This window comes from Streptomyces sp. NBC_00341 (assembly GCF_041435055.1).
Lineage (GTDB): Bacteria > Actinomycetota > Actinomycetes > Streptomycetales > Streptomycetaceae > Streptomyces.
Map to the genome: position 1 here is coordinate 269,583 of NZ_CP108002.1, position 20,912 is coordinate 290,494.

At 72.2% G+C, this 20,912-nt stretch carries 23 protein-coding genes, 1 tRNA gene and 1 pseudogene; 10 read left to right on the top strand and 15 right to left on the bottom strand.

Going from position 1 to position 20,912, the window contains the following annotated elements:
• The first annotated feature begins 64 nt into the window (after positions 1 to 64).
• Entirely contained in the window at positions 65 to 316 is a 252-nt protein-coding gene (locus OG892_RS01225; RefSeq protein ID WP_073738881.1) for a hypothetical protein, read from the top strand.
• 39 nt (positions 317 to 355) lie between these two features.
• Here OG892_RS01225 and OG892_RS01230 read toward each other — a convergent pair whose 3' ends face one another.
• Positions 356 to 895: an AAA family ATPase gene (locus tag OG892_RS01230; RefSeq protein ID WP_371628211.1), complete on the bottom strand. Its 540-nt coding sequence runs from the start codon at positions 893 to 895 to the stop codon at positions 356 to 358.
• 30 nt (positions 896 to 925) lie between these two features.
• Positions 926 to 1,729, bottom strand: a complete 804-nt coding sequence (locus OG892_RS01235) for a sulfite exporter TauE/SafE family protein (protein WP_371631552.1) — start codon at positions 1,727 to 1,729, stop codon at positions 926 to 928.
• A gap of 93 nt (positions 1,730 to 1,822) precedes the next feature.
• On the opposite strand from OG892_RS01235, the gene OG892_RS01240 reads away from it, so the two are divergent.
• Entirely contained in the window at positions 1,823 to 2,614 is a 792-nt protein-coding gene (locus tag OG892_RS01240) for a helix-turn-helix domain-containing protein (protein ID WP_073738884.1), read from the top strand.
• 12 nt (positions 2,615 to 2,626) lie between these two features.
• Here OG892_RS01240 and OG892_RS01245 read toward each other — a convergent pair whose 3' ends face one another.
• Positions 2,627 to 3,820: an MFS transporter gene (locus OG892_RS01245; RefSeq protein WP_371628212.1), complete on the bottom strand. Its 1,194-nt coding sequence runs from the start codon at positions 3,818 to 3,820 to the stop codon at positions 2,627 to 2,629.
• 54 nt (positions 3,821 to 3,874) lie between these two features.
• Here OG892_RS01245 and OG892_RS01250 point away from each other — a divergent pair, with 54 nt between their 5' ends.
• Both OG892_RS01250 and OG892_RS01255 read left to right on the top strand, forming a co-directional pair.
• A complete protein-coding gene (locus OG892_RS01250; RefSeq protein ID WP_073738885.1) occupies positions 3,875 to 4,618 on the top strand; it encodes a helix-turn-helix domain-containing protein in 744 nt (247 codons plus the stop codon).
• Positions 4,619 to 4,669: 51 nt separating this feature from the next.
• Positions 4,670 to 5,242 (top strand): GNAT family N-acetyltransferase, encoded by a 573-nt coding sequence (locus OG892_RS01255; RefSeq protein WP_328868171.1) that lies wholly within the window; start codon positions 4,670 to 4,672, stop codon positions 5,240 to 5,242.
• A 58-nt stretch (positions 5,243 to 5,300) separates the two neighbouring features.
• Here the strand turns inward: OG892_RS01255 and OG892_RS01260 are convergent, their stop codons facing one another.
• Positions 5,301 to 6,413, bottom strand: a complete 1,113-nt coding sequence (locus OG892_RS01260) for an alkene reductase (RefSeq protein WP_073738887.1) — start codon at positions 6,411 to 6,413, stop codon at positions 5,301 to 5,303.
• A gap of 52 nt (positions 6,414 to 6,465) precedes the next feature.
• Between OG892_RS01260 and OG892_RS01265 the strand changes: the two genes are divergently transcribed.
• The gene (locus OG892_RS01265) at positions 6,466 to 6,864 is read left to right on the top strand and encodes a MerR family transcriptional regulator (RefSeq protein ID WP_073738888.1); all 399 of its coding nucleotides are present in this window, start codon (positions 6,466 to 6,468) and stop codon (positions 6,862 to 6,864) included.
• A 110-nt stretch (positions 6,865 to 6,974) separates the two neighbouring features.
• Here OG892_RS01265 and OG892_RS01270 read toward each other — a convergent pair.
• Positions 6,975 to 7,048: transfer RNA gene (locus tag OG892_RS01270), tRNA-Met, on the bottom strand.
• Between the two features lie 150 nt (positions 7,049 to 7,198).
• Here OG892_RS01270 and OG892_RS01275 point away from each other — a divergent pair.
• On the top strand, positions 7,199 to 7,387 hold the full coding sequence (locus OG892_RS01275) for a DUF6381 family protein (protein ID WP_073738889.1): 189 nt from the start codon (positions 7,199 to 7,201) through the stop codon (positions 7,385 to 7,387).
• Positions 7,388 to 7,503: 116 nt separating this feature from the next.
• Here the strand turns inward: OG892_RS01275 and OG892_RS01280 are convergent, their stop codons facing one another.
• From OG892_RS01280 to OG892_RS01320, 9 genes are all read right to left on the bottom strand, one after another.
• Positions 7,504 to 7,902, bottom strand: coding sequence for a DUF6221 family protein (locus OG892_RS01280; RefSeq protein ID WP_073738890.1), 399 nt, complete (start codon positions 7,900 to 7,902; stop codon positions 7,504 to 7,506).
• A 291-nt stretch (positions 7,903 to 8,193) separates the two neighbouring features.
• Positions 8,194 to 8,640, bottom strand: a complete 447-nt coding sequence (locus OG892_RS01285; RefSeq protein WP_073738955.1) for a nitroreductase family deazaflavin-dependent oxidoreductase — start codon at positions 8,638 to 8,640, stop codon at positions 8,194 to 8,196.
• 124 nt (positions 8,641 to 8,764) lie between these two features.
• On the bottom strand, positions 8,765 to 9,181 hold the full coding sequence (locus OG892_RS01290) for a hypothetical protein (protein ID WP_371628213.1): 417 nt from the start codon (positions 9,179 to 9,181) through the stop codon (positions 8,765 to 8,767).
• A 240-nt stretch (positions 9,182 to 9,421) separates the two neighbouring features.
• Positions 9,422 to 9,937: a lytic polysaccharide monooxygenase auxiliary activity family 9 protein gene (locus tag OG892_RS01295; RefSeq protein ID WP_073738892.1), complete on the bottom strand. Its 516-nt coding sequence runs from the start codon at positions 9,935 to 9,937 to the stop codon at positions 9,422 to 9,424.
• Positions 9,938 to 10,236: 299 nt separating this feature from the next.
• The gene (locus OG892_RS01300) at positions 10,237 to 10,959 is read right to left on the bottom strand and encodes a DUF4230 domain-containing protein (RefSeq protein ID WP_371628214.1); all 723 of its coding nucleotides are present in this window, start codon (positions 10,957 to 10,959) and stop codon (positions 10,237 to 10,239) included.
• A 181-nt stretch (positions 10,960 to 11,140) separates the two neighbouring features.
• A complete protein-coding gene (locus tag OG892_RS01305) occupies positions 11,141 to 11,968 on the bottom strand; it encodes a DUF4389 domain-containing protein (RefSeq protein WP_073738894.1) in 828 nt (275 codons plus the stop codon).
• A gap of 129 nt (positions 11,969 to 12,097) precedes the next feature.
• Positions 12,098 to 13,024: a VanZ family protein gene (locus OG892_RS01310; protein WP_371628215.1), complete on the bottom strand. Its 927-nt coding sequence runs from the start codon at positions 13,022 to 13,024 to the stop codon at positions 12,098 to 12,100.
• Positions 13,025 to 13,146: 122 nt separating this feature from the next.
• On the bottom strand, positions 13,147 to 14,397 hold the full coding sequence (locus tag OG892_RS01315) for an NAD(P)/FAD-dependent oxidoreductase (RefSeq protein WP_371628216.1): 1,251 nt from the start codon (positions 14,395 to 14,397) through the stop codon (positions 13,147 to 13,149).
• 146 nt (positions 14,398 to 14,543) lie between these two features.
• Complete coding sequence (locus tag OG892_RS01320; RefSeq protein WP_107421883.1) at positions 14,544 to 15,542, bottom strand: MerR family transcriptional regulator; 999 nt, start codon at positions 15,540 to 15,542, stop codon at positions 14,544 to 14,546.
• A 169-nt stretch (positions 15,543 to 15,711) separates the two neighbouring features.
• On the opposite strand from OG892_RS01320, the gene OG892_RS01325 reads away from it, so the two are divergent.
• From OG892_RS01325 to OG892_RS01340, 4 genes and pseudogenes are all read left to right on the top strand, one after another.
• Positions 15,712 to 16,329 (top strand): sigma-70 family RNA polymerase sigma factor, encoded by a 618-nt coding sequence (locus OG892_RS01325; RefSeq protein WP_073738897.1) that lies wholly within the window; start codon positions 15,712 to 15,714, stop codon positions 16,327 to 16,329.
• A 188-nt stretch (positions 16,330 to 16,517) separates the two neighbouring features.
• The gene (locus OG892_RS01330; RefSeq protein WP_073738898.1) at positions 16,518 to 18,062 is read left to right on the top strand and encodes an SDR family oxidoreductase; all 1,545 of its coding nucleotides are present in this window, start codon (positions 16,518 to 16,520) and stop codon (positions 18,060 to 18,062) included.
• Positions 18,063 to 18,131: 69 nt separating this feature from the next.
• Positions 18,132 to 19,505, top strand: coding sequence for a deoxyribodipyrimidine photo-lyase (locus OG892_RS01335; protein WP_371628217.1), 1,374 nt, complete (start codon positions 18,132 to 18,134; stop codon positions 19,503 to 19,505).
• 188 nt (positions 19,506 to 19,693) lie between these two features.
• Positions 19,694 to 20,398: pseudogene (locus tag OG892_RS01340) on the top strand (YoaK family protein).
• Positions 20,399 to 20,495: 97 nt separating this feature from the next.
• On the opposite strand, the gene rpmG reads toward OG892_RS01340, so the two are convergent.
• A complete protein-coding gene (rpmG, locus tag OG892_RS01345) occupies positions 20,496 to 20,660 on the bottom strand; it encodes a 50S ribosomal protein L33 (protein ID WP_073738901.1) in 165 nt (54 codons plus the stop codon).
• Positions 20,661 to 20,912: the final 252 nt, after the last annotated feature.

The following is a 20,912-nucleotide window of genomic DNA, read 5'->3' on the forward strand; positions in this document are numbered from 1 at the left end:
CGGACGGGTGACTTGGCCTCCAGAGCCTTCCCCGGGGGCGGCGGACCGGCTATGCCTGTTGCCCATGCTCAAGAACCTGCTGCGCGCCGGGGCGCCGGTCGCCCTCGCCGCCCTGACGCTCACACCGACCGGTCCCGCACATGCCGTGGACGGCTCCGCGGCGCACCGGGCGAACCCGTGCGCCACCGTCATCGCACCGCTGGGCTCCGTCTGTGTCCCGGCGCCGAAGCAATGCTTCACGACGCCGTGCTATCAGTACGACATCGTGCCGATCCTGTCCGCCCCCTGGCCGCCGGGCCGGCCCCGCACCGCCTGATACGTCCGGTGGGAACAGCCCGGCCCCTCCGTCAGCCGGTCACAGCCAGCCGGCTCGCTTGATGACCGCTGCGGCGATGTCGGTGACCGAACCCGTGGTCGTGTCGACGGTGAAGTCGTCGACCGTCGAACGGTCGAGGACGGCGTCCAGTTCGCCGCACCGGTCCAGATGCCATCGCAGTACTTCGGGTTCACCGTCATGGCGACGGGTCAGACGCTCACGAAGGACAGCGTGATCGGCCCTGAGACGGCACACCGTGAGTCCGGCACCCACCGCCTCGGCCAGTCGTCGGCGCTCGTCCGGCTGCTCGATCACACCCGCGAGCACGAGACGTGTCGCGCCCGCGTCGAGATAGTTGGCGGCGACGCTCCGCACGTTCCGCAGCAGCATGCCGAAGTTGAAGCGGTCACCGGGCGGAGCGGGCCACGATTGCCGCAGGCTGTCGAGGTCGAGCACCGCGTGGGAGACCCCGGCGTCGGCGAGGAGATCACCCACGGCCTCGGCGGCGGTCGTCTTGCCCACGCCGACGGTGCCGTTGATCAGAAGGGCGGCCGCATCTCCGTTGCCGTGTACACGCATTCGGGCATCCTAACTGTGGCGCTCCCGGCCCTACGCCGCCAGCGGCATCGCCACCATCACCGTGGCCAGCAGTCCGACGTACGCCCAGGCATGGGTACGGTCGGGGATGCGCGGCGGGCGCCGGCGCAGCACCGCGATCACCGGCAGAGCTCCGAGAAGCAGCGCAGAGGCGGCGCGGAGATCGACGAGACCGGCCAGGTGCACGTGCGCGTCCGCGGCGGCCGGGACCGAGGCACCGCACAGGGACACCGCGGTGGCCGGCAGCGCGATGGCGAGGGTCAGCGGGTTGGCCAGGGCGGTCGCCACTCGCATCGGGTGCCCGGCGCGCCGCATCGCGGGGACGGTCATCACGCTGCCGCCCACGCCCAGGAAGGCCGCGACCGCCCCGACCGGTGCGCCCAGGAGCGCGGGCAGCGGGCGCGGAGTGCCGGGGGCCTCCTCGGGCCGCGTGCGCGGGCGCAGGAATCCCGGGCGCAGCAGCAGGTCGACGATGGTGAGGGCGACGTACGCGACGAAGGCCCAGCGCACCGGACCGGCCGGGGCGAGCCTGGCGGCAGCGGCTCCGGCCGAGGCACCGGCCGCCAGGAGGAGGAGCAGCGCGCCGCTGCCGCGGAGCGCGCGGAGCACCTGCCGCGGTGTGACGACCGTCGCGAAGCCCGCGTTCACCACCATCACCAGGGCCGAGGTGGCCGTCGCCACCCGCATCGCGTCCCCGCCGAGTGCGGCGTCCGCCCAGACCACGACCGGCACCGCGACGAATCCGCCGCCGAACCCGAACAACACCGTCGTCATCCCCGTGAGGAGTCCGATCCCTGCCAATGCCACCACGTCCATGGGCACCACTCCACCAGCGCGGGCGGGCTGCTCGCATTCGATGATCAGCACCATTCCTTCGCGTTTCGGCCAGTGGCGTGGAAGGCTGGAACGGTGAAGAACGTTCCCCTGGCCGACGTCGACCACATCGACCGGGCTGTCCTGCCGATCGGCACCGACTACCCGCCCGGTCACGTACTGGACTGGCACGAGCACCGGCGCGCGCAGTTCCTCTACGGCGCCACCGGGGTCATGGTCGTCGACACCGCCGACGGCACCTGGACCGTTCCGCCGGAACGCGCGGTACTGATCCCGGCGGCCACCCGGCACCGGGTCCACATGCTGGGAGTGAGCACCAGAAGTCTGTACATCGAGCCGGACGCGGTCCCGTGGTGGCCGGTGAACTGCACGGTGGTGGACGTCTCCGCCCTGCTGCGCGAACTCCTCCTGGCCGCAGTGGAGTTCGAGGCGGACTACGGGCTGTCCGGCCGGCAGGGGGCCGTCGCCGCGCTCCTCCTCCACGAGATCGCCGAGCGCGCCCCGCTGCCGTTCCACGTCGGGATTCCCGCCTCTGCCGACCTCGCGAGGCTCTGCCGCGAGTATCTGGCCGCCCCTGACGCGACGGTCACCAACACCGTATGGGCGGCGCGGACGGCCATGAGCGAACGGGCCTTCACCCGGCGCTTCCGCTCCGAGACGGGCGACAGCCCCGCTGTCTGGCGGGCCCGCGCCCGGCTGCTCGCGTCCGTTGCGCTGTTGCGGACCGCGTCGGTGAGCGAGGTCGGTGGCCGGCTCGGCTACGCCTCCCCCGCCGCGTTCACCGCCGCCTTCACCCGCACCTTCGGCCGGCCACCGTCCCGCTTCACCGCGAACCGCCGGGGCGCCGGGCGCAGCCGCCGCTCCTGATCGGGGGAACCCTCACCGGACAGGAGGGCCGGTCCGGCGCGCCGCAGCGGGCTTCGCGGCGGCGGGCATCGGCGCGGCGGGCTCGGGCAGTGTGCGGAACAGCAGCCAGCTCAGAGCGGGCATCAGGATCAGCGGGGTCAGGGCGGTGCGCAGGGAGGTCGCGTCGGCGATGCTGCCGATGAGGGGGCTGGCCAGGCCGCCGATGCTGACGGTCAGCCCGAGGGTGATCCCGCTCGCGGTGCCGACGCGGGTGGGCAGGTAGTCCTGGCCGAGCGTGACCTGGAGCGAGAAGGGGACGTACAGGCCGGCGGAGGTCAGCACCACGCATACGTAGACCGCCGGGCCCGGTACGTACACGACCCCCGCGACGGCGGCCACCGAGACGAGGTACGACCAGCGGGCGACCGTGACCCGGTCCCAGCGGTTGGCCAGGCTGCCGCCCAGTACCGAGCCCACCGCGCCGCCGAGATAGAGCACGAACAGCGCCGCGGTGCCCGCCGCGGTACTGCCGCCGAGGCGCTGCTTGACGTAGAGGGAGATGAAGGTGCTCAGGCCGATGAAGGCGATGGACCGGCAGACCACGGCCAGCGACAGCTTCACGAACGACGCCTTGTCGTCGGCGCCCGCCCCGGTCGCGCCGCCTGAGCCGCCCGGTGCCGTCTTCTCCAGGGCACGCAGGACGGGCAGGCACAGCACGCTGCCGACCAGAGCCGGCACCACGAACAGCGGTGCCAGGCGCAGGCCGCCGGAGGCGACGACCGCGGTGACCATGAGCGGGGCGGCGGCGAAGCCGAGGTTGCCGCCGACGGAGAACCAGCCCATCGCGGTATGGCTGCCCCGACTGACGAGCCGCGCGACGCGGGCGGACTCGGGATGGTAGGCGGCGACACCGACCCCGGACACGGCCACGAACGTCAGCGTCAGCGCGTAGGAACCGCTCACACAGCTCAGGGCGATGCCCAGCCCGCCGAGGATCGTGCTCACCGGCAGCAGCCAGGGCATCGCCCAGCGGTCGGTGAGCACACCGAACACCGGCTGGGCCACCGAGGACAGCAGGGACGCGGCGAGCACGACACCCGAGACCGCCGCGTAGCTGTAGGCGCGTTCGGCGACGAAGAACGGCACGAGCGACGCGACGGCGCCCTGGTAGATGTCCACGCAGGCGTGGCCGACCGACAGCATGAGGATGGTTCTGTTCCTTGGCACATCGCCATGTTCATCGCCGAGGGACGTGACGCGCTTCCGATATGCTGCCAAGCAATGACGCGAATCCGCCACGAGCCCGTGGCGCCGACCCGCACTCAGTGGCTGGCGTCCGGAGCGGCCATCGACGCCCACCGCCACGACGGCCACCAGATCGTCTACGCGGGCCGGGGAGTACTGGCCGTGACGACCGGCACGGGCACCTGGATCGCACCGGGCACGCGCGCCATCTGGGTACCGGCCGGCACCGCGCACGCCCACCAGGCCCATGGCGAGCTCGAACTGCACCTGGTCGGCCTGGACGCGGGTGACAACCCGCTCGGCCTGGACGAGCCGACCGTGCTGGCGGTCGGCCCGCTCCTGCGCGAACTGATCCTCGCCCACACGCGTACCCCGTACGACGACGGGCCCGAACGCGGCAGGCTGCGGGCCGTGCTGCTCGACCAGTTGCGGACCTCGCCCCAGGAGCCGCTGCACCTGCCCGCTCCGACCGCCCCTCAGCTGCGGGCGGTGTGCGAGATCCTGCGCACGAATCCGGCCGACGACCGCACGCTGGCCGCACTGGGCAGGGAGGCCGGCGCCAGCGACCGCACGCTCTCCCGCCTCTTCAAGTCCGATCTCGGCATGACGTTCACGCAGTGGCGCACCCAACTGCGCCTGTACCACGCACTGGTCCTGCTCGCCGAGAACATCCCGGTGACCACCGTGGCCCACAGGTGCGGCTGGTCGTCAGCCAGCGCGTTCATCGATGTATTCCGCCGCGCCTTCGGGCACACACCGGGCGCGCACCGGCCCCGCTGACCGCCTCGACACCTACCGGCGTCTTCGTGCGGCCCGTGGCAGGGTGGGCGCATGACCATTGAGGTTCGCCCGGCTTCGGTCTTCGAGGACACCCGTGCTCTGCTCGGCCCGAAGTCACTTGCTTCCACCGTCTGTTGGTGCCTCAGCTACCGCATCCCCGCGAAGCTGAGCAACGAGCTCCGGGGTCCGGCCCGAAGTGAGTACGTGGCCGAGCTGTGCCGTAAGCAGCCCCCTCCGGGGGTGCTGGCCTACGACGGCGGGGAGCCGGTCGGCTGGGCCGCCGTGGCTCCCCGCTCGGACACCTCCTTCGCGCGCAGCCGCAAGATCCCGTACGTAGACGACCTGCCGGTCTGGTCCCTGTGGTGCGTCCGGGTGCGCCCCGGCCACCGGAAGAAGGGGATCTCGCACGCGCTCATCGCGGGTGCGGTGGAGTTCGCCCGCGCCCAGGGCGCACCGGCGATCGAGGCGTATCCGCTCGACAACGGCGACGCCAGGGTCGATCTGACGATGGCGTACGCCGGGATCCGGAAGAACTTCGAGCGTGCCGGGTTCACCCACGCGGCCGACACCACCTCGGTGCTCGCCGGTCATCCCCGCGTCCTGATGCGGCTCGACCTGCGCTGACCGGCGATCGCCCGACGAGCCCGCCCGCACCGATTTCCCGTCGTCCGATGCGCGTGGTTCACCGGCGGCCCAGTGCGGGGTAGTCGTTGTAGCCCTCCGCCCCGTGTACGTGCATCAGCAGTTCCGGGCGGATCTCGTTGAGCGGCGCGCCGGTGCGCAGCCTCTCGACGAAGTCGGGGTTGGCGAGGAAGCCCCGGCCCAGCGCGATCAGGTCGGCGCCCTCGGCCAGCAGGCGTTCGCCCCGCCGCTTGCCGCCGTCGGCCGCACCCTCCGCGCGGGAGAGGACCGGGTTCGCCATCAGGGTGCCGGGCCAGGCCTTGCGGATCCCGGCGAAGAGCGGGCTGTCCGGGTCGGCGTAGATCAGGTGCAGATAGGCCGGGTCGATGCGCGCGAGGGCGGGAAGCAGTGCCCGGTAGATGTCCTCCGTGTCACCCTCCTCGACGCTGTTGACGCCCAGTCCGGGCGAGATCCGTACGCCGACCCGGTCGGGTCCGATGGCTTCGGCGACGGCCCGGACCACCTCGGTGGTGAATCGGATCCGTCCCTCCGCCGGTCCGCCCCAGCCGTCGGTCCGGCGGTTGGTGTTCTTCGCCAGGAACTGGTGGAGCAGATGGCCGTTGGCGGAGTGCACCTCCACACCGGCGAAACCGGCTTCGACGGCGTTGCGCGCGGCGGTGGCGAAGTCCGCGATGGTGGACCTGATGTCCCGGACGCTCATCTCACGGGGCTCGACACCGCTTTGCGGTCCGCCGGGGGTGTGCAGCTCTTCCGGGAACCGTACGGCGGACGGGGCGAGCGGGAGGTGGCCGCTGGTGTCGGGATGGCCGACCCGGCCGCCGTGCTGCAACTGGAGGAACATCCGGGTACCGGAAGCGGCGCGCACCGCGTCGGTGACGCGGCGCCAGCCGGCGATCTGCGCGGAGTTGTGGATGCCGGGGATGTGGGGGTAGGTCTGACCGACGGGGTTCGGCGTCGTGCCCTCCGCGATGATGAGGCCGGCCGAGGAGCGCTGCGCGTAGTGGGTTGCCATGAGCCCGCCGGGGACCCCGTCGGCCCCGGCCCGGTTACGGCTCAGCGGTGCCATCACGAGTCGGCTGGACAGCTCCAGGGCGCCGAGGCGGGCGGGCTCGAACAGCCGGGATACGACGGGGGCCTGCTGTGTGTTCGTCATGCCGGTAACGTAGAACCTGACATTGATGTCACGTTCAAGTCGTGGGGTGGGCATGCGTATCGGGGAACTGGCGTCCCGCACAGGTGTCAGCGAGCGGTCGCTGCGTTATTACGAGCAACAGGGCCTGCTCACGTCCGATCGGACGCCCGGCGGTCACCGGGACTTCTCCGAACGCGCCGTCGATCGCGTCATCCGCATCCAGGAGCTCTACGCGGCAGGGCTCCACAGCTCAGGGATCGCGCGGATCCTGCCCTGCATGCGTGACGACGACGGCGGCCCGGCCGCCAACGCCACCCCGGCACTGGTCACCGAACTCACCACCGAGCGGGACCGGATCGACCGCACCGTCAATGACCTGCTCCGCTCGCGCGACGTCCTGGACCAGGTGATCAGCACCGCGGCGGGCGGGAGCACTCCGGGCCCGGAAGAGAAGGAGCGGTCCCGGCGGTGAGAGGCCGTGGGCGGGCCGGACCGGCAGAGGGGCCCGCTCCCTGGCCTCCCGCCTCCCGGACGAAACAAGCAGGGCCCGGAACCGTATGGTTCCGGGCCCTGCTTCGAAAGTAGCGGGGACAGGATTTGAACCTGCGACCTCTGGGTTATGAGCCCAGCGAGCTACCGAGCTGCTCCACCCCGCGTCGTTGTGATCCCCACCCTACGCCACCCCGGCGGGCGCCCCGACCACCTCTCGGCGCATCCGTAGCAGTCGGTCACCGTTCGAGATGCAGGTGCGCGGGAGCGCTGATTCGCTGGTGGCGTCGGCTCTCCCCCGAGATCCAGGAGTGATCATGAGTGTTGCGGACGAATCCGGAGGCCGCGCCGAGCGTATTCGCGCCAAGGCGCAGGAAATGCAGGAGGCCGCCGAGCGGGCCTCCGACCCACAGGAGCGGGAGCGCCTCAAGGACAAGGCGCGCCGGCTCCAGGAGCGAAGTGATCAGGTGAGCACGAAGGGCGACGGAGGCATGAATCCCCTCTGAGCCCCCCGTGAGATCCCCTCTGAGATCCCCGTCGCCCGCCGTCCGCAGGCGCGGTGGTCACCGGGGAGGGCGGCGGGCGGCCGGGCACGAGCGCCGCGGCGGCCCGGCCGCCGGCCCTACTGGGTGAACCGAGGAAGCCACTTCACCTGGTACTCGGGGTGCCCCGCGTGCTCGGCGGCCATCTGCCGGACCACGAAGCCCAGGCCGAAGGCGCGCCCGGAGGCGAAGTCCCGCTCGGGCCGGTCGGTGTCCAGCGCGGCCACCTCCGCGTACTCGTCCAGGAGCACGCGGCTGGTCTCGATGCGCTGGAGAGTGCGCGCGGGATCCTGCCGGGCGATGTGGTGGTCGTAACCGTGCGTCCGCAGACTGAACGCGATCGCGCCGGTGCGGTCGTGGATCTCACCCGGCACCTCGGCCGGACACCGCCACCCCTCGCCGCCGGCCGCACGCGCGACGTCTTCTTCCTCGTCGAGACGCGCCCGGACGAACGCGACCAGGCGGGCATTGTCTGTCATCAGGTCCTGAATCCTTCCCCATCGGCCCCACACCTCAAGGGGCCGTGCTGGAGAGTATCCCGCCGCGCCGCGTGCCCCGTAGCAGCTCATCGCCCGCCGTGTGTCCGCTGTTGCGCGCGGGGCGCCGGGCGGCTGTTCCCGGCCGATGAGAAGACCGGAGAGACGGCCGGAGGCCCCACGGCTCCCGGGGGAACCGGTGGGGCCTCCGGGGCGCGCTCAGCGATACGGCCGCGCCCCGTTCTCGTACCCGTGCCTGTGCCTGTGCCTGTGCCTGTGCCTGTGTCCGGCCGGTCAGTGGGCGGTCTGCGCCGGTTCCAGGACGAAGACCGGGATCTGCCGGTCGGTCTTCTTCTGGTAGTCGGCGTAGTCGGGGAACGCCTCGACGGCTCGTTCCCACCACAGCGCCTTCTCGTCCCCGGTCACCTCCCGGACGTTCATGTCCTGGCGCACCGGGCCGTCCTGCAGTTCGGCACGCGGGTCGGCGGTGAGGTTGTAGTACCAGACGGGGTGCTCGGGGGCTCCGCCCTTCGAGGCGACCACCGCGTACGCACCGTTGTGCTCGACGCGCATGAGCGGTGTCTTGCGGATCTTCCCGCTCCTGGCTCCCCGGGTGGTCAGGATGATGACGGGCAGGTCCCGCATCGTCGTCCCTTCCGTACCGCCCGAACTCTCGTACTGCTCGACCTGGTCCCGAACCCACTGGGAGGGGCTGGGCTCGTACTCACCCTGCAGAGGCATGATGTCTGTCCCGTCGTCGAAGATCCGGCCGTGACACTTCATCGGCCGCGGTTCCTCATCATCGCTTCAACCACATCGGCCGCCCCGAATCCAGGGCCCGGCCGACGTGTCGCGCCGGGCGGTGTCAGCCGTGGGGCCGGCGCCCGTAGCCGCTGCGCCTGCGGGCGGCCGCCACGAAGCCGCCGACCGCGAACACGGCCAGCCCGGCGGCGCCCCCGATGACCGCGGGCACCAAGGTCCTGGTCCGTCTCGGGGCGAGCGGCTCCCGCGCGCCCCGGAACCGGGCACCGAGGGGGCCGACGGCCTCGCTCCTGCCCGGCCCGAACGCGTCGAGCGGACCGTGCACCAGCACCACCGCGGCCCTGGCGCCTCCGTCCGGGCCCGGTGCGGCGTACGCGACCTCCTCCGCCGCCGCGACCGGCACCCCTCCCGCGCTCACCACCACGGTGAAGGCGGCCGCGAAGGCGTACCCGCGACGCGAACGCGCCCACACCCCGGAGGGACGCGGGCGGCCGGGGCCGAGGAGGTTCGATATGAGCATGCTGATCCCATTTCTGCGGACGCGGTCACGGACTCAGCGTCGCCGTGCCCGGCCGGATCGGCGCGGCCCGCACAGCATGCGGGTGACGGAGCCTGCCATCCGGGTGCCGGCCGGGATCGCGGGTGCCACGCCAAGGACCCCCGCCCGGTACGGGGCAGGGGTCCTTCTCCTACCGGCCCGCCGAAGGTCGCGCCGTGGTCGGCCACAGTGCTCCGGAGCGGCGGGCCGGTGCGTGCGGGATCAGCTGACGTTGACGTCGATGCACGCGTAGAAGGCGTTGGCCGTGTCAGCGATGTTCCAGACCGCGAGGACCTTCTGCTGGCCCTTGAGGCTGCCGAAATCGACCTGGTGGGTGACGGTCGCGCCGGGCTGGGCGCCGTTGTCGTTGAACTCCGCGATCTTCTGGCCGCTCGCGAAGTACTGCCATGTGCTGGTGGAGTGACGAGCCGTCAGCACCCACTGGAACGAGGTGCTGGAACTCACCGGAGTGACCTTCCAGCCCTTGGCGTCGTCGTCGAGCTCGGCGAACGCGCTGTTGCCGCCGCTGCAACTGGTCAGCCCCTTGGGACCTTCCACGCTCTGCGGCTCGTAGGTGATGGAACCGCAGCTGACCGTTCCGGCGGCACACTGCGCCTGCCTGCTCGGCGGTGACGAGATGTAGCCGTGAGCGCTGGCCGACCCTGCCGGGAGGGACAGGGCGAGTACCGGTGCGAGTACGGCACCGACGGCTACGGCGGTCTTCCTTTTCGCGTGCATGCTTCTCCTTCACATGAGGCATCGCTGCGACGCGGGCGGACTGTGGGGAGCCCGATAGCGGCAGTCCAGCCTCTCAGGTGTGGGGCCAAGAGGCGCGAAGGGAACGGCAGGATCCATGACCGGACACACCCGCAAACGCGGATGTCCGGCGCCGTCCCTGCACTTGGACTAGACCATACCCATCGAGGCGTGACCGTCAAGGGTGCTGCACTTCAAGGGAGTTGGGCGAGGGACCGACCCAAGGAGCGAAACCACCGAGCGGACCGGTCAACGGAGACCGGTCCGCTCGGTGGCCGTGCTTACTTTCGGACGTCACCGTAATGGACCGTGACCTGCTCGAAGCCGAGCGAGCCGAGCAGGCCCTGGAGCATGGCGGTGGTGTTCTTCTCGGCGCGCTGTGTCAGCCCGCTCTCCTTCGCCGCCTCACCGATGTGCTGGGCCGCCAGCTTGTTCACCGCCTGCTCGCTGCCGGGGTTGTCGGAGAAGAAGTCCCCGATCCGGTCGAAGAGCCCGCGCTGCTTGGACACCGCGTAGGAGCGGTCGGGATCGAGCGCCGGTTTCCCGAGGACGGCGTGCGGCAGCCGGAGCTCGGCCGTGGTCCGGTCCTCGTTGACGACGACTCCGTTTTCGGCGACGTCGCCCAGGTCTACGGAGGCGCCGACCGTGCCCGCACCGACGTACAGCGTGCGGGAGCCCCGGATCGCGTCCGGGAGGAACTTCGTGTCCTTCTCCAGATCGACGACGACCTGGAAATTGCCCGCCGCCGCCTCGTACCTGCTCATGTCACGAATCGACTTGAGCACGGCGGGACCCGAGCGGTCGTTGGTCTTCTCGCCGAAGATGTCACCCAGCCCCGGCAGCAGACTGAGCCGCGTGCCGAGGAGAAGCAGCGCGACGGCGACCGCGCCGACCGCGACCACCCTCCCCCATCGCCGACTGCGGCGGGGGCCGTTGCCACGGCCGCCGCCCGCCTGCCTGTCGGACTCGCCCGGTGCGTCTGTCGGTAAGTCGGTGGAAGTCATACTCCCCGTGTGACCCGACTGCCCGGATTCACTCCGCCGTCCGCCGCGGTTCCGCTCGATTCCGTACGTTGATACAGACGGCCGACCGGGCGTAGTCCTCGGCGGCGGTGATCGCATCGAGGTGCTCGAAGTCCGAGTCCTCGCCGTCCGCCGGTGCGAACTGCCTCAGGGGCTGTCCATGTCATCGCCCGACCATGCCTGTTGACGGGTGCACGATGCGGCCACTTTGCTGCCGCATCCACATATCGGTGTCGTCGGACGATGACCTGGTGACGGATGTCGTGAGGGCGCTCACGAGCCCGAGGACCAGGAAGAGCACCACAAGCGCCTTGGCCGCGCCGCTCATGACCAGCGGCCGGGTGGCGGAGCGCCCCTGCCGCTCCGGCACGGAGAGCGCGTCCTCACCGAAGAGACGCTTGGGGTAGGCGGGGCTGAGCAACGACATGTAGGCGGACACGCGCATGTCGTAGCGCAGGGTGGCGGCCGTGGCCTGGAAGAGGGGGCGGGGCATACGTCCCAGGATCAGTGTGATCAGCCACCACAGGATCGCCAGGACGTACCAGCCGGATGTGACGAGGCTCTGCACGATCGCGGCGGGGATCACCAGGATCAGCCGGAAGAAGACGGCCAGCCGGTTCAGCCCGGTCGGGCGGACGTCGATCTGAACCGGATAGCCGGACGGCGGGTTCAGCGCGAAGGGCGGATAGCGGTCGACGAGCAGCATGCCGCTCGCGCCGACCCTCGTTCGGTAGCCAAGCACTCCGGCGAGGAAGCGGAAAACGGGCTCCGGCAGTCGTCCCAGTACGAGGGCGGCGAACCAGCCGAACACAGCGGTGAAGAAGGCCGCGATCTCCAGGAAGAACAGCACGACGAAATGCGGGATCAGCAGAAGCAGCCGGACCAGGACGGTGAGCCGGCGCTGACGGATGGGCTCGATGAGGTCCAGCACGGGGAGGAATTCATCCGCGTCCCCCGCCCTTCGCCCCGGGCTCCACTGTGCGTCGGCCATGGCGCTCCCCTCAGGCAGGTGATCGCGTACGCCCTCTGCGCACTCCGCGTCCCCTACGCTCGGGCCCGGGAAAGCGGGCCGCAAACGGCCACGGGCCGATCGGGTGCCCGCCGGCCCGGGCCCGGAGGGTCAGCGACCGCGGAACCGGTCCAGCAGCGCACGGCCCGGGCTGGTGCGCTCCGTGTCCGCACGCGGGGTCTTGCCGCGTGCGGACACGGACTTGGGCTTGGCCGCTGTGGCGCCCGCTTTCGGCGTGGGCTTGGGCTTGGGCTTTGCCGTTGTGGCGGCGGCCTTGGGCTTGTTCGTTGCGACGGACTTGGGCTTGGGCTCGGGCCGGGGCTTCGCGTTCGCCCGGGGCTTCGTCCCGGGCTTCTTCGCCGGTGACTTCGGGGGTTTCGCCCCTTGATTCGTCGTCGGTTTCGTCCGCTCCGCGACCTTCGCCCACGCCCCCTGCCAGGGCCGACGGCGTGTCTCCGTCCCGTGCGCGTCGCGTGCTGCCGACTTCGGCGCGCGGGTGCGTTCATCCACCGGCTCAGGCACCGGCTCCGGCTCCGGTCCGGCCGCGAGCACGTGGTAGCGGTGACTCAGGCGACGGCCCAGCAGCAGATAGCCGAGGAGCGCTCCCGCGGTGTTGAGAATGACGTCGTCGACGTCGAAGGCCCGCCCGGCGACGAGCGCACCCTGCACCAGTTCGACGATCGCTATGACCAGCACGGTCAGCAGGACCATGCGGATCATCCGCAGGCGGCGCGGTACGAGAATGGGCAGAAGCACGCCGAACGGCATGCCCAGTACCAGGTTTCCGCCCGCCTGCTTGCAAGCCGCGAGAAAGGTGTAGTCCTCGGCGTACTGCCGCAGCGAGCGGCCGGGACGCAGATTCGACTTCACGAGTTCCTCCGAGGCCGGCGACGGGGTCAGCGTCACCTTCGCCAGCACAACGGAGAAACCGACCATGGCCACGAAGGCCAGCACCAGGAAAGTCACCTGCAGAAGAACGCTTCCCCACGTTCTGCGCCGCGTTCCGCTCTGCGTACCACTCTCAGCCTCTGCGTTCATGGGCGACAGGTGCCCCCGTCCGGTCGGACCACACCTGGCCGGTGGCGCCGCCGCGGAATTGGCGTGTCCCTCAGGGCCTTTGGAGCTGACCTCCGTACATCGAAGCAGCCGTGGCCGCCCGGTCAGCGCCGGTCCGCGAGAACCTCACGGGCCGCACGTGCCCCGGAGGCGAGTGCTCCCTGCACCGATCCGGTCGCGCGGTGGTCCCCGCACACGTACCGGCCCGGTCCGACGCGTGAGGTGCGGGACAACGGCCACGGCGGCGGCATGGCGGGCAGCGCTCCCGGCACCGAGTAGGTGGCGAGCAGGTCCCAGGCGGCGGTGTCGGTGGCGTGGACCTCCGCGAGGTCCCGCCGGACCCGCGCTTCCCGGCCCGGGGCGTCGGGGCCCGTCACCGAGGTCGAGACCAGCGCGTACCCGGCGGGTGCGCAGCCGGGTACGGCCTCGCTGAGTACCACGGTGTTCAGGAAGCGGCGCCTGCTGTCGACGAGCAGGGTCGGTTCCCGCAACGGGGACGAACGGGCCACGTGGTAGTACGTCGTGACGGTGCGGGTCTCCGGGACCGTCAGGCCGGGCAGCAGCCGCGCGGCCCTTTCCGGACCCGTCGCCACCACTACGACGGGCGCCGGACGCTCCGTCCCGTCCTCGCAGAGCACACCGTCGTCGGTGAGGCTGTGCACGGGGGTGTCCACGGACAGGGTGCGCGGCGGCAGCGCCCCGGCGAGCGCCGCCGGTACGGCTCCGATGCCGGCTGCGGGCAGACAGAGGGTGCCGCGCAGCATGCTGCGCCAGACGAGGTGGAAGACGCGGGACGAGGTCTCCAGTTCCTCCTCCAGGAACACGCCCGACAGGAACGGCTGGAACAGGGTCCGCACCAGCTCCTCGGAGATGCCCGCATCGGCCAGTTCGGTGCGCGTCGTGCGGTCGGCGCGCCGCCTGATAGCGCTCACCGGGCCGAGCATGTCGCGGGCCGAGAGCACCCCGAGCGCCAGCAGATCGCGGCCGGAGGCCAGCCGTCCGGACAGCAGTTCACGGACCGAACCGGGGCGGCGGGTCGGGTCGCCGAACCGGACCCGGCCGGTGGAGCCGGTCCCGGTCTGCACGAGCACGCCCGGCGTGAAGGGGTGCAGCCGCAGATCACGGAGGGTCAGGCGCTTTCTTACCTGGGGGTAGGACGTGTTGAACACCTGGAACCCGCGGTCGAGGAGGAAGCCGTCCCGGCGGTCGGTACGCATGCGGCCGCCCACTTCGTCCGACGCCTCCAGGAGGTGGACGGAGAGTCCGGCAGCGGTCAGATCGGCAGCACAGGCGAGGCCTGCCGCTCCCGCTCCGATCACGAGGACATCGGGCCGGGGCACCGCGGGGTTCGCCATGGGATTCGCCTTTCGTACGGGCTGGAGGCCGCGGCCGGGGCCCGGCGGGGAGCCGGGCCCGTGCGACCGGGTCGGTCCGGGCCGGGCTCATCGCGCATGCTCCCAGCTCAGGGCGGACCGGTCCGGCAGGCGGTGGGCGGCGCGTCCTACCGTGCGCACAGTCCGGTGAGCATCCTGATCGCCTCGGCCAGCTCCCGTGGCCGGTGGGTGCCGGGCATCGGGGGGCCCGCCCAGCCGGGTCCGGCGATCAGCACGGCCGGACGGGTCCTGGCGCCCCGTATCCCCCGTTCGCTGGATGCCACGTGGTGCGCCAGCGGGCGCGCCGCCGTGTTCCGCGACTGGGACCACAGCACCACGGCCGACGGGCCGGTCCTGCGCACGGCCTCGCTCAGCGCCTCGCCCGGCACCGACGCACCGAACATCCGTACGCCCAGGCCCCGTTCGGTGAGGCAGGCGGCGAGCGCCTCCAGGGGAAGCGTGTGCGTCTCGCCCGGCGTGCAGGCCAGCAGGGTGAGCCCGGTGCCGTCCTCGGCGGCGGGCCGCACGGTCACCCGCCGCAGGGCGCTGGAGACGTGCCAGGACAGCAGGTGCTCGACCTCGACGTACCGCTCACCGGACGTCTGCCATTTGCGTCCCACCGCGTGCAGTGTCGGCATGATCACCTGGTCCCAGGCGGCCACCGGCCCGTACCGGTCGATCGCGGCGGTCAGCCGGTCGTCGATGGTCCGCGCGTCCAGTCGGAGTGCCGCGCTCATGAGCCCTCGGCGTTCGTGGCGTGCGGCGTCCGGGGCGAGTGCGTCCGGCTCCGAGTCGGCGGGCTCCGGGAGCGGCGGGAGTGCGGGGAGCACCGAGTGGTGTGCGGCGGCTTGGGTCTGAGTGCCGGGCGCCGCGTTCAGTGCCGTGCGGGCGGCCTCCGCCGGGGGTACGCCGGAACCGGTCAGCTCGCACATGCGTTCCAGTACGGCGATGTCCTCGGCCGTCCACCGGCGGTGCCTGCCTCCCTGCCTGCCGGCGGGGCCGATGCCGTAGCGGCGGTCCCAGGTCCGGAGTGTCGTCGGCGCGACGCCGAGCCGGCGTGCCACTGTGCCGGTGGTCAGGCCGTGCTCGTCGGATCCCGCCTGGGCCCGTTCCGTGGAGGACGGCATGCGTTTGATCATACGACGCAGAATCGACGCAGGTTGTCCGGGCGGGTTCGCTGTTGGAACGCTGCCGCTCACGGGCCCCGGTCGGAGGCCCGGAGAGCACACCGGACGTCTCCGGCCACCGGCCCGAGACGCGGTTCCCGGGCCGGTGGCGCCCGGAGGAAGGAAAGCCATGACCGCGCTCGCACCGCAGGACACGCGGCCCGGCAGGCCGGATCCGCGACCGTGCGCCGCGCAGGACCTCACCGACGAGGAGCTGGGCGCCGGTCTGGTGCGCGGCAGCGAGGACTGCTTCGCCGCCGCCTACCGAAGGTGGGGCGCGCTCGTGCACTCCCTGGCCGCCCGGTCCCTCGGTGACAGCCGCGAGGCGGAGGACGTCACCCAGCAGGTCTTCATGGCCGCCTGGCGCGGCAGGCTCGGCTACCGCCCGGAGCGCGGCCCGCTGCCCGGCTGGCTCGTCGGCATCACCCGGCGCAAGATCGCGGACGCGCTCGCCGCCCGTACCCGCCGTGCCGAGCTGGCCGCCGCGACGGCGGCGCGGCTACGGCTCGTGGAGTCCGGCGCGGCCGGGGGCCCGGACTCGGCGCTGGACCGGGTCCTGGTCGGTACGGAGCTGGGGAAGCTGCCCCAGGTACAGCGCCGCATCCTGCACATGGCCTATTACGACGGCCTCCCCCAGACCCGCATCGCGGAACTGACGGGGCTCCCGCTCGGCACGGTCAAGAGCCATGTGCGCCGCGCGCTGCACCGGATCCGGCGTTCACTGTCAGGCGGTGACGCGGAGCGGTGACCGGGACGGATCGGCGGCAGGGTCGCGGGCGGGGCGACTACCGACGCACAACCGACGCGCAGTGCTCCGAAGCCCCGCGAGTGTGACCATGGGCGGGTGCGTCCGCCGCATCCGGACGCCTCGGGGAGCGTGATGCGTGACGACGAGGCACGGTGAGGCGAGCGGTAACCGGCCGATGCGGAGAGCCCATGACGACCAACAGCACGGAGAAGCCCGAGAAGTCCCTGCACTGCCTAGTGACCGGGGCCACCGGATACATCGGGGGCCGGCTGGTGCCCGAGCTCCTGGAGGCCGGGCACCGGGTGCGGTGCATGGTGCGCACCCCCCGGAAACTGCGGGACTACCCGTGGGCCGCGGACGTCGAGATCGTCCGGGGAGATGTCACCGACGCGGAGTCCGTCGCCGCCGCCATGGCGGACATCGACGTGGCCTACTACCTGGTGCACGCGCTGACGACCGGTGCGGACTTCGAGGAGACGGACCGCAGGGCGGCCACGGTCTTCGCGGAGTCGGCCGCCGGGGAAGGCGTCGGCCGGATCGTCTATCTCGGCGGGCTCACGCCGCCGGGCGTACCCGCGCGGGAGCTCTCGCCGCATCTGCGCTCGCGCGACGAGGTCGGCAGGATCCTGCTGGATTCCGGGGTCCCGACCACGGCCCTGCGGGCCGCGGTCATCATCGGATCCGGTTCGGCCTCGTTCGAGATGCTGCGCTACCTCACGGAACGGCTGCCGGTCATGGTGACGCCGAGCTGGGTGTCGACCCGGATCCAGCCGATCGCGGTCCGGGACGTGCTGCGCTACCTCGTGGGCAGTGCCCGGATGCCCCGGGACGTGAACCGTACGTTCGACATCGGCGGCCCCGACGTCATCACGTACCGCGAGATGATGCAGCGGTACGCGGAGATCGCGGCGCTCCCGCACCGGCTGATCCTGCCCGTCCCGATGCTGACACCACGGCTGTCCAGCCACTGGATCGGGCTGGTCACGCCCGTCCCCAGGTCGATCGCGCGGCCGCTGGCGGAGTCGCTGCGGTACGAGGTGGTGTGCCAGGAGCACGACATCGTGCGGTACGTGCCCGACGGGCCGGGGCAGCCCTTCACGTTCGAGAGGGCCCTGCGGCTGGCCCTCCAGCGGGTGCGCGAGGCCCGGGTCACCACCCGGTGGTCCTCGGCGTCGGTGCCCGGCGTGCCGAGCGACCCGCTGCCCACCGACCCCGACTGGGCCGGCGGCAGCCTCTACACGGATGTGCGGGAACTGGACGTCGAGGCGTCGCAGGAAGCCCTCTGGAAGGTCGTCGAGGGCATCGGCGGCGATCACGGCTGGTATTCGTTCCCGCTGGCGTGGGCCGTGCGCGGCTGGCTCGACCGGCTGGTGGGAGGGGTGGGCCTGCGCCGCGGGCGCCGGGACACCGACCGGCTGCGGGTGGGTGACTCCCTGGACTTCTGGCGGGTCGAGGAGATCGAACCCGGCCGGCTGCTGCGGCTGCGCGCGGAGATGCGGCTGCCCGGCCTGGCCTGGCTGGAGATGTACGCGGAACGGGACGAGCGGGGCCGGGCGCACTACCGGCAGCGGGCGCTCTTCCATCCCCGCGGACTGCTCGGCCACGCGTACTGGTGGAGCGTGTCGCCGTTCCACGCGATCGTGTTCGGCGGCATGGCCCGCAACATCGCACGGGCCGCCGCGGCGCTGCCGTCCTCCCCGGCGGCGGAGGAACACGGCGCGCTGTCCCGGTGACCAGCGCATCCGCCGGGGGCCCGCGGACGGAACAGGAACATGTCCACGCCCCCCACCAGGAGTTGCGCCATGACCGTAGCGGTCGTCCTCTTCACCGCCGATCTCCGTCTGCACGACCATCCACCCATGCATGCCGCGCTCGCGTCCTGCGACGAGGTCGTGCCCCTGTTCGTCCGCGACACGGGAATCGACGCGGCGGGGTTCGGCGCCCCGAACCGCCGCGCCTTCCTTGCCGACTGCCTGCGGGACCTCGACGCGGGACTGCGCGAGCGGGGCGGCCGGCTGGTGATCCGCTCGGGCGACGTGGTCGCCGAGGTGTGCCGGCTCGTCTCCGAGACCGGTGCGGGCGACGTCCATCTGGCCGCGGGGGTCAGCGCCTACGCCCATCGCCGCGAGGAACGGCTGCGGGCGGCCCTGGAGTCCGGCGGGACCCGGCTGCACGTCCACGACGGCGTGGTCACCGCGGTCGCGCCGGGCGCCGTGACCCCCGCGGGCTCTGACCACTTCGCCGTGTTCACCCCGTACTTCAGGCGCTGGTCCGGGGAGCGGATGCGTGACCCCTTCGGTGCGCCGCGAGCGGTACGGGTGCCACCGGGACCGGGGTCGCAGGACGTGCCGGTCCGCGCCGCCGTGTCCGGCGTCTCGGCAGGACTCGCCGAGGGCGGCGAGCGGGAGGCCCGCAAACGGTTCACGGCCTGGCGGCGCCACGGGCTCGCGGCGTACGAGGACCGCCATGACGACCTGCCGGGAGACGCCACGTCCCGCCTCTCGCCGCATCTGCACTTCGGCACCCTCTCCCCCGCGGAACTGATCCACCGGGCGCGCGCGGCCGGTGGCGTGGGAGCCGACGCGTTCGTCCGGCAGCTCTGCTGGCGCGAGTTCCATCATCAGGTCCTCGCGGCCAGGCCCGGCGCGGCCCGCCTCGACTACCGGACCCGGCACGACCACTGGCGGTCCGGGACCGCTGCCGCCGAGGAGACCGAGGCGTGGCGGCAGGGCCGCACCGGCTACCCGGTGGTCGACGCCGCCATGCGCCAGCTGCGCCACGAGGGCTGGATGCACAACCGCGGCCGACTGCTCGCCGCGGGCTTCCTGACCAAGACCCTGTACGTGGACTGGCGCGTCGGCGCCCGGCACTTCCTGGATCTGCTGGTGGACGGAGACGTCGCCAACAACCAGCTGAACTGGCAGTGGATGGCCGGAACGGGGACGGACAGCCGCCCCAACCGGGTGCTCAATCCGGTGCTCCAGGCCAAGCGCTACGACCCGGACGGCGACTACGTCCGACGGTGGGTGCCGGAGCTGGCGGCGCTGGCCGGGCCCGCCGTGCACGAGCCGTGGAAGCTGCGCGGCGCGGAGCGCGCCCGGCTGGACTATCCGGATCCGGTGGTGGACCTGGCCGACGGGCTGGAGCGGTTCAGGCAGGCGCGCGGACTGGAGTGAGCGCCGCGGGCGCGCGCGGGTGTGCCGGACGGCCGGCGCGGCGCCGCACCGCGCGGCACGCCGGTCCGGCGGCAACACACCCCTGCGGGCCCGGCGCCAGCGAAAATGCGGCCATGCCGACTCCCGACGCGCCGTCCGCCCCGGCCGGCCGTGCCACCGCGGACGAGCCGCGCGGCCATACGGCCCTGCTGCTCCTGTCGGCGGCGTCCGGCGCGGCGGACGCGTTCGTCTTCATCTGCGTGGGCCAGGTCTTCGCCGGGGTGATGACGGGGAACCTGGTCCTGCTGGGAGCCTCCGCCGCCGGGGCGGGCGAGGAGGGGGTGGCGCCGCGGGTGGTGGCGGCGCTCGTCTCTTACGGCTTGGGGGTGGCGTGGGGTGCGGTGGCGGGCGAGCGGGTGTGGCGGCGGGTGCCGGTCATGCTGACGGCCGAGGTGGCGCTGCTCGCCGCGGCCGCTGTGCTGTGGGGGCTGGGTCTGATCACGTCGGACGCGGACCGGCTGGGCCTGCTGGCCCTCATGGGGCTCGCGATGGGGATCCAGGCCCGCCTCCGCGCGACACCCACGAACTACTTCACCGGCACGCTGACCTCCCTCGTCGGCAGGCTGGCCGTGGGGTCCTGGCGGCGGGGTGACGGCTGGGTGGCCGGCCGGCTGGCCGCCGTGGTGGCGGGAGCGGCGGCGTCCGCGCTGGCCGTGCGCGAATGGCCGGGCACCGGGGCCGTGGCAGCGGCGGCGCTCGCCGCGGCGGCGCTGCTGATCGAGGCCGCACCGCGCCGGCGGTGAACCGGGGCGGGGCGCCGCGACCCGGCAAAAGGGAAGCCCCGGCCGGATCGGGGGAATCCAGCCGGGGCAGTTCTTGGTGTGTGCGCTCAGCGCGTCATCACATATAGGTGAACGATAAACCATTGGCTCGCGTTCCCGGGAATCCGCACCCCCGACTGTGATCCGAAGCACGGAAACACGGGACCGGACACCGTGAGCCGCTCGGCGGTCAGCGCTCCTCACGGAAGAGGACGTGCTGCCCGGCGGCCGGGTCGTACTTGCGCAGCACCAGCCGGTCGGGGTTGTTGCGGCGGCTCTTGCGCGTCACATAGCGCTGCCCCGTGCCTGCGGTCGAACGGAGCGTGACGACGGGACGGGCTTCACTTCGGGCCATGGGAACCTCCGTACTGGCGGACCGGACCCACCCTTGATGGGAACGGGATTCGTTTTCGTTCTGCCGGTGCAACGCGGTAGCGGGCGGCCGCATTCCCGCCCGGACCGGGCCCGGATTCCGCAGCGGGCGGGCGCAGGTCCGGCACTCGTCCACGACGGGTCCGGCACTCTTCCACGACGCCGTCACGCGAGGCCGTCACGCTCGTTGACCGCAGTACCCGGCACAGCGATCGACCGCCCGAGGAACGTGACC

What these genes read in the sequence shown, in the direction of transcription:
- OG892_RS01225 (WP_073738881.1), top strand. Translation starts at nt 65, where the DNA reads ATGCTCAAGAACCTGCTGCGCGCCGGGGCGCCGGTCGCCCTCGCCGCC.
- OG892_RS01230 (WP_371628211.1), bottom strand. Translation starts at nt 895, where the DNA reads ATGCGTGTACACGGCAACGGAGATGCGGCCGCCCTTCTGATCAACGGC.
- OG892_RS01235 (WP_371631552.1), bottom strand. Translation starts at nt 1,729, where the DNA reads ATGGACGTGGTGGCATTGGCAGGGATCGGACTCCTCACGGGGATGACG.
- OG892_RS01250 (WP_073738885.1), top strand. Translation starts at nt 3,875, where the DNA reads ATGACGCGAATCCGCCACGAGCCCGTGGCGCCGACCCGCACTCAGTGG.
- OG892_RS01255 (WP_328868171.1), top strand. Translation starts at nt 4,670, where the DNA reads ATGACCATTGAGGTTCGCCCGGCTTCGGTCTTCGAGGACACCCGTGCT.
- OG892_RS01260 (WP_073738887.1), bottom strand. Translation starts at nt 6,413, where the DNA reads ATGACGAACACACAGCAGGCCCCCGTCGTATCCCGGCTGTTCGAGCCC.
- OG892_RS01265 (WP_073738888.1), top strand. Translation starts at nt 6,466, where the DNA reads ATGCGTATCGGGGAACTGGCGTCCCGCACAGGTGTCAGCGAGCGGTCG.
- OG892_RS01275 (WP_073738889.1), top strand. Translation starts at nt 7,199, where the DNA reads ATGAGTGTTGCGGACGAATCCGGAGGCCGCGCCGAGCGTATTCGCGCC.
- OG892_RS01280 (WP_073738890.1), bottom strand. Translation starts at nt 7,902, where the DNA reads ATGACAGACAATGCCCGCCTGGTCGCGTTCGTCCGGGCGCGTCTCGAC.
- OG892_RS01285 (WP_073738955.1), bottom strand. Translation starts at nt 8,640, where the DNA reads ATGCCTCTGCAGGGTGAGTACGAGCCCAGCCCCTCCCAGTGGGTTCGG.
- OG892_RS01290 (WP_371628213.1), bottom strand. Translation starts at nt 9,181, where the DNA reads ATGCTCATATCGAACCTCCTCGGCCCCGGCCGCCCGCGTCCCTCCGGG.
- OG892_RS01295 (WP_073738892.1), bottom strand. Translation starts at nt 9,937, where the DNA reads ATGCACGCGAAAAGGAAGACCGCCGTAGCCGTCGGTGCCGTACTCGCA.
- OG892_RS01300 (WP_371628214.1), bottom strand. Translation starts at nt 10,959, where the DNA reads ATGACTTCCACCGACTTACCGACAGACGCACCGGGCGAGTCCGACAGG.
- OG892_RS01305 (WP_073738894.1), bottom strand. Translation starts at nt 11,968, where the DNA reads ATGGCCGACGCACAGTGGAGCCCGGGGCGAAGGGCGGGGGACGCGGAT.
- OG892_RS01310 (WP_371628215.1), bottom strand. Translation starts at nt 13,024, where the DNA reads ATGAACGCAGAGGCTGAGAGTGGTACGCAGAGCGGAACGCGGCGCAGA.
- OG892_RS01315 (WP_371628216.1), bottom strand. Translation starts at nt 14,397, where the DNA reads ATGGCGAACCCCGCGGTGCCCCGGCCCGATGTCCTCGTGATCGGAGCG.
- OG892_RS01320 (WP_107421883.1), bottom strand. Translation starts at nt 15,542, where the DNA reads ATGCCGTCCTCCACGGAACGGGCCCAGGCGGGATCCGACGAGCACGGC.
- OG892_RS01325 (WP_073738897.1), top strand. Translation starts at nt 15,712, where the DNA reads ATGACCGCGCTCGCACCGCAGGACACGCGGCCCGGCAGGCCGGATCCG.
- OG892_RS01330 (WP_073738898.1), top strand. Translation starts at nt 16,518, where the DNA reads ATGACGACCAACAGCACGGAGAAGCCCGAGAAGTCCCTGCACTGCCTA.
- OG892_RS01335 (WP_371628217.1), top strand. Translation starts at nt 18,132, where the DNA reads ATGACCGTAGCGGTCGTCCTCTTCACCGCCGATCTCCGTCTGCACGAC.
- rpmG (WP_073738901.1), bottom strand. Translation starts at nt 20,660, where the DNA reads ATGGCCCGAAGTGAAGCCCGTCCCGTCGTCACGCTCCGTTCGACCGCA.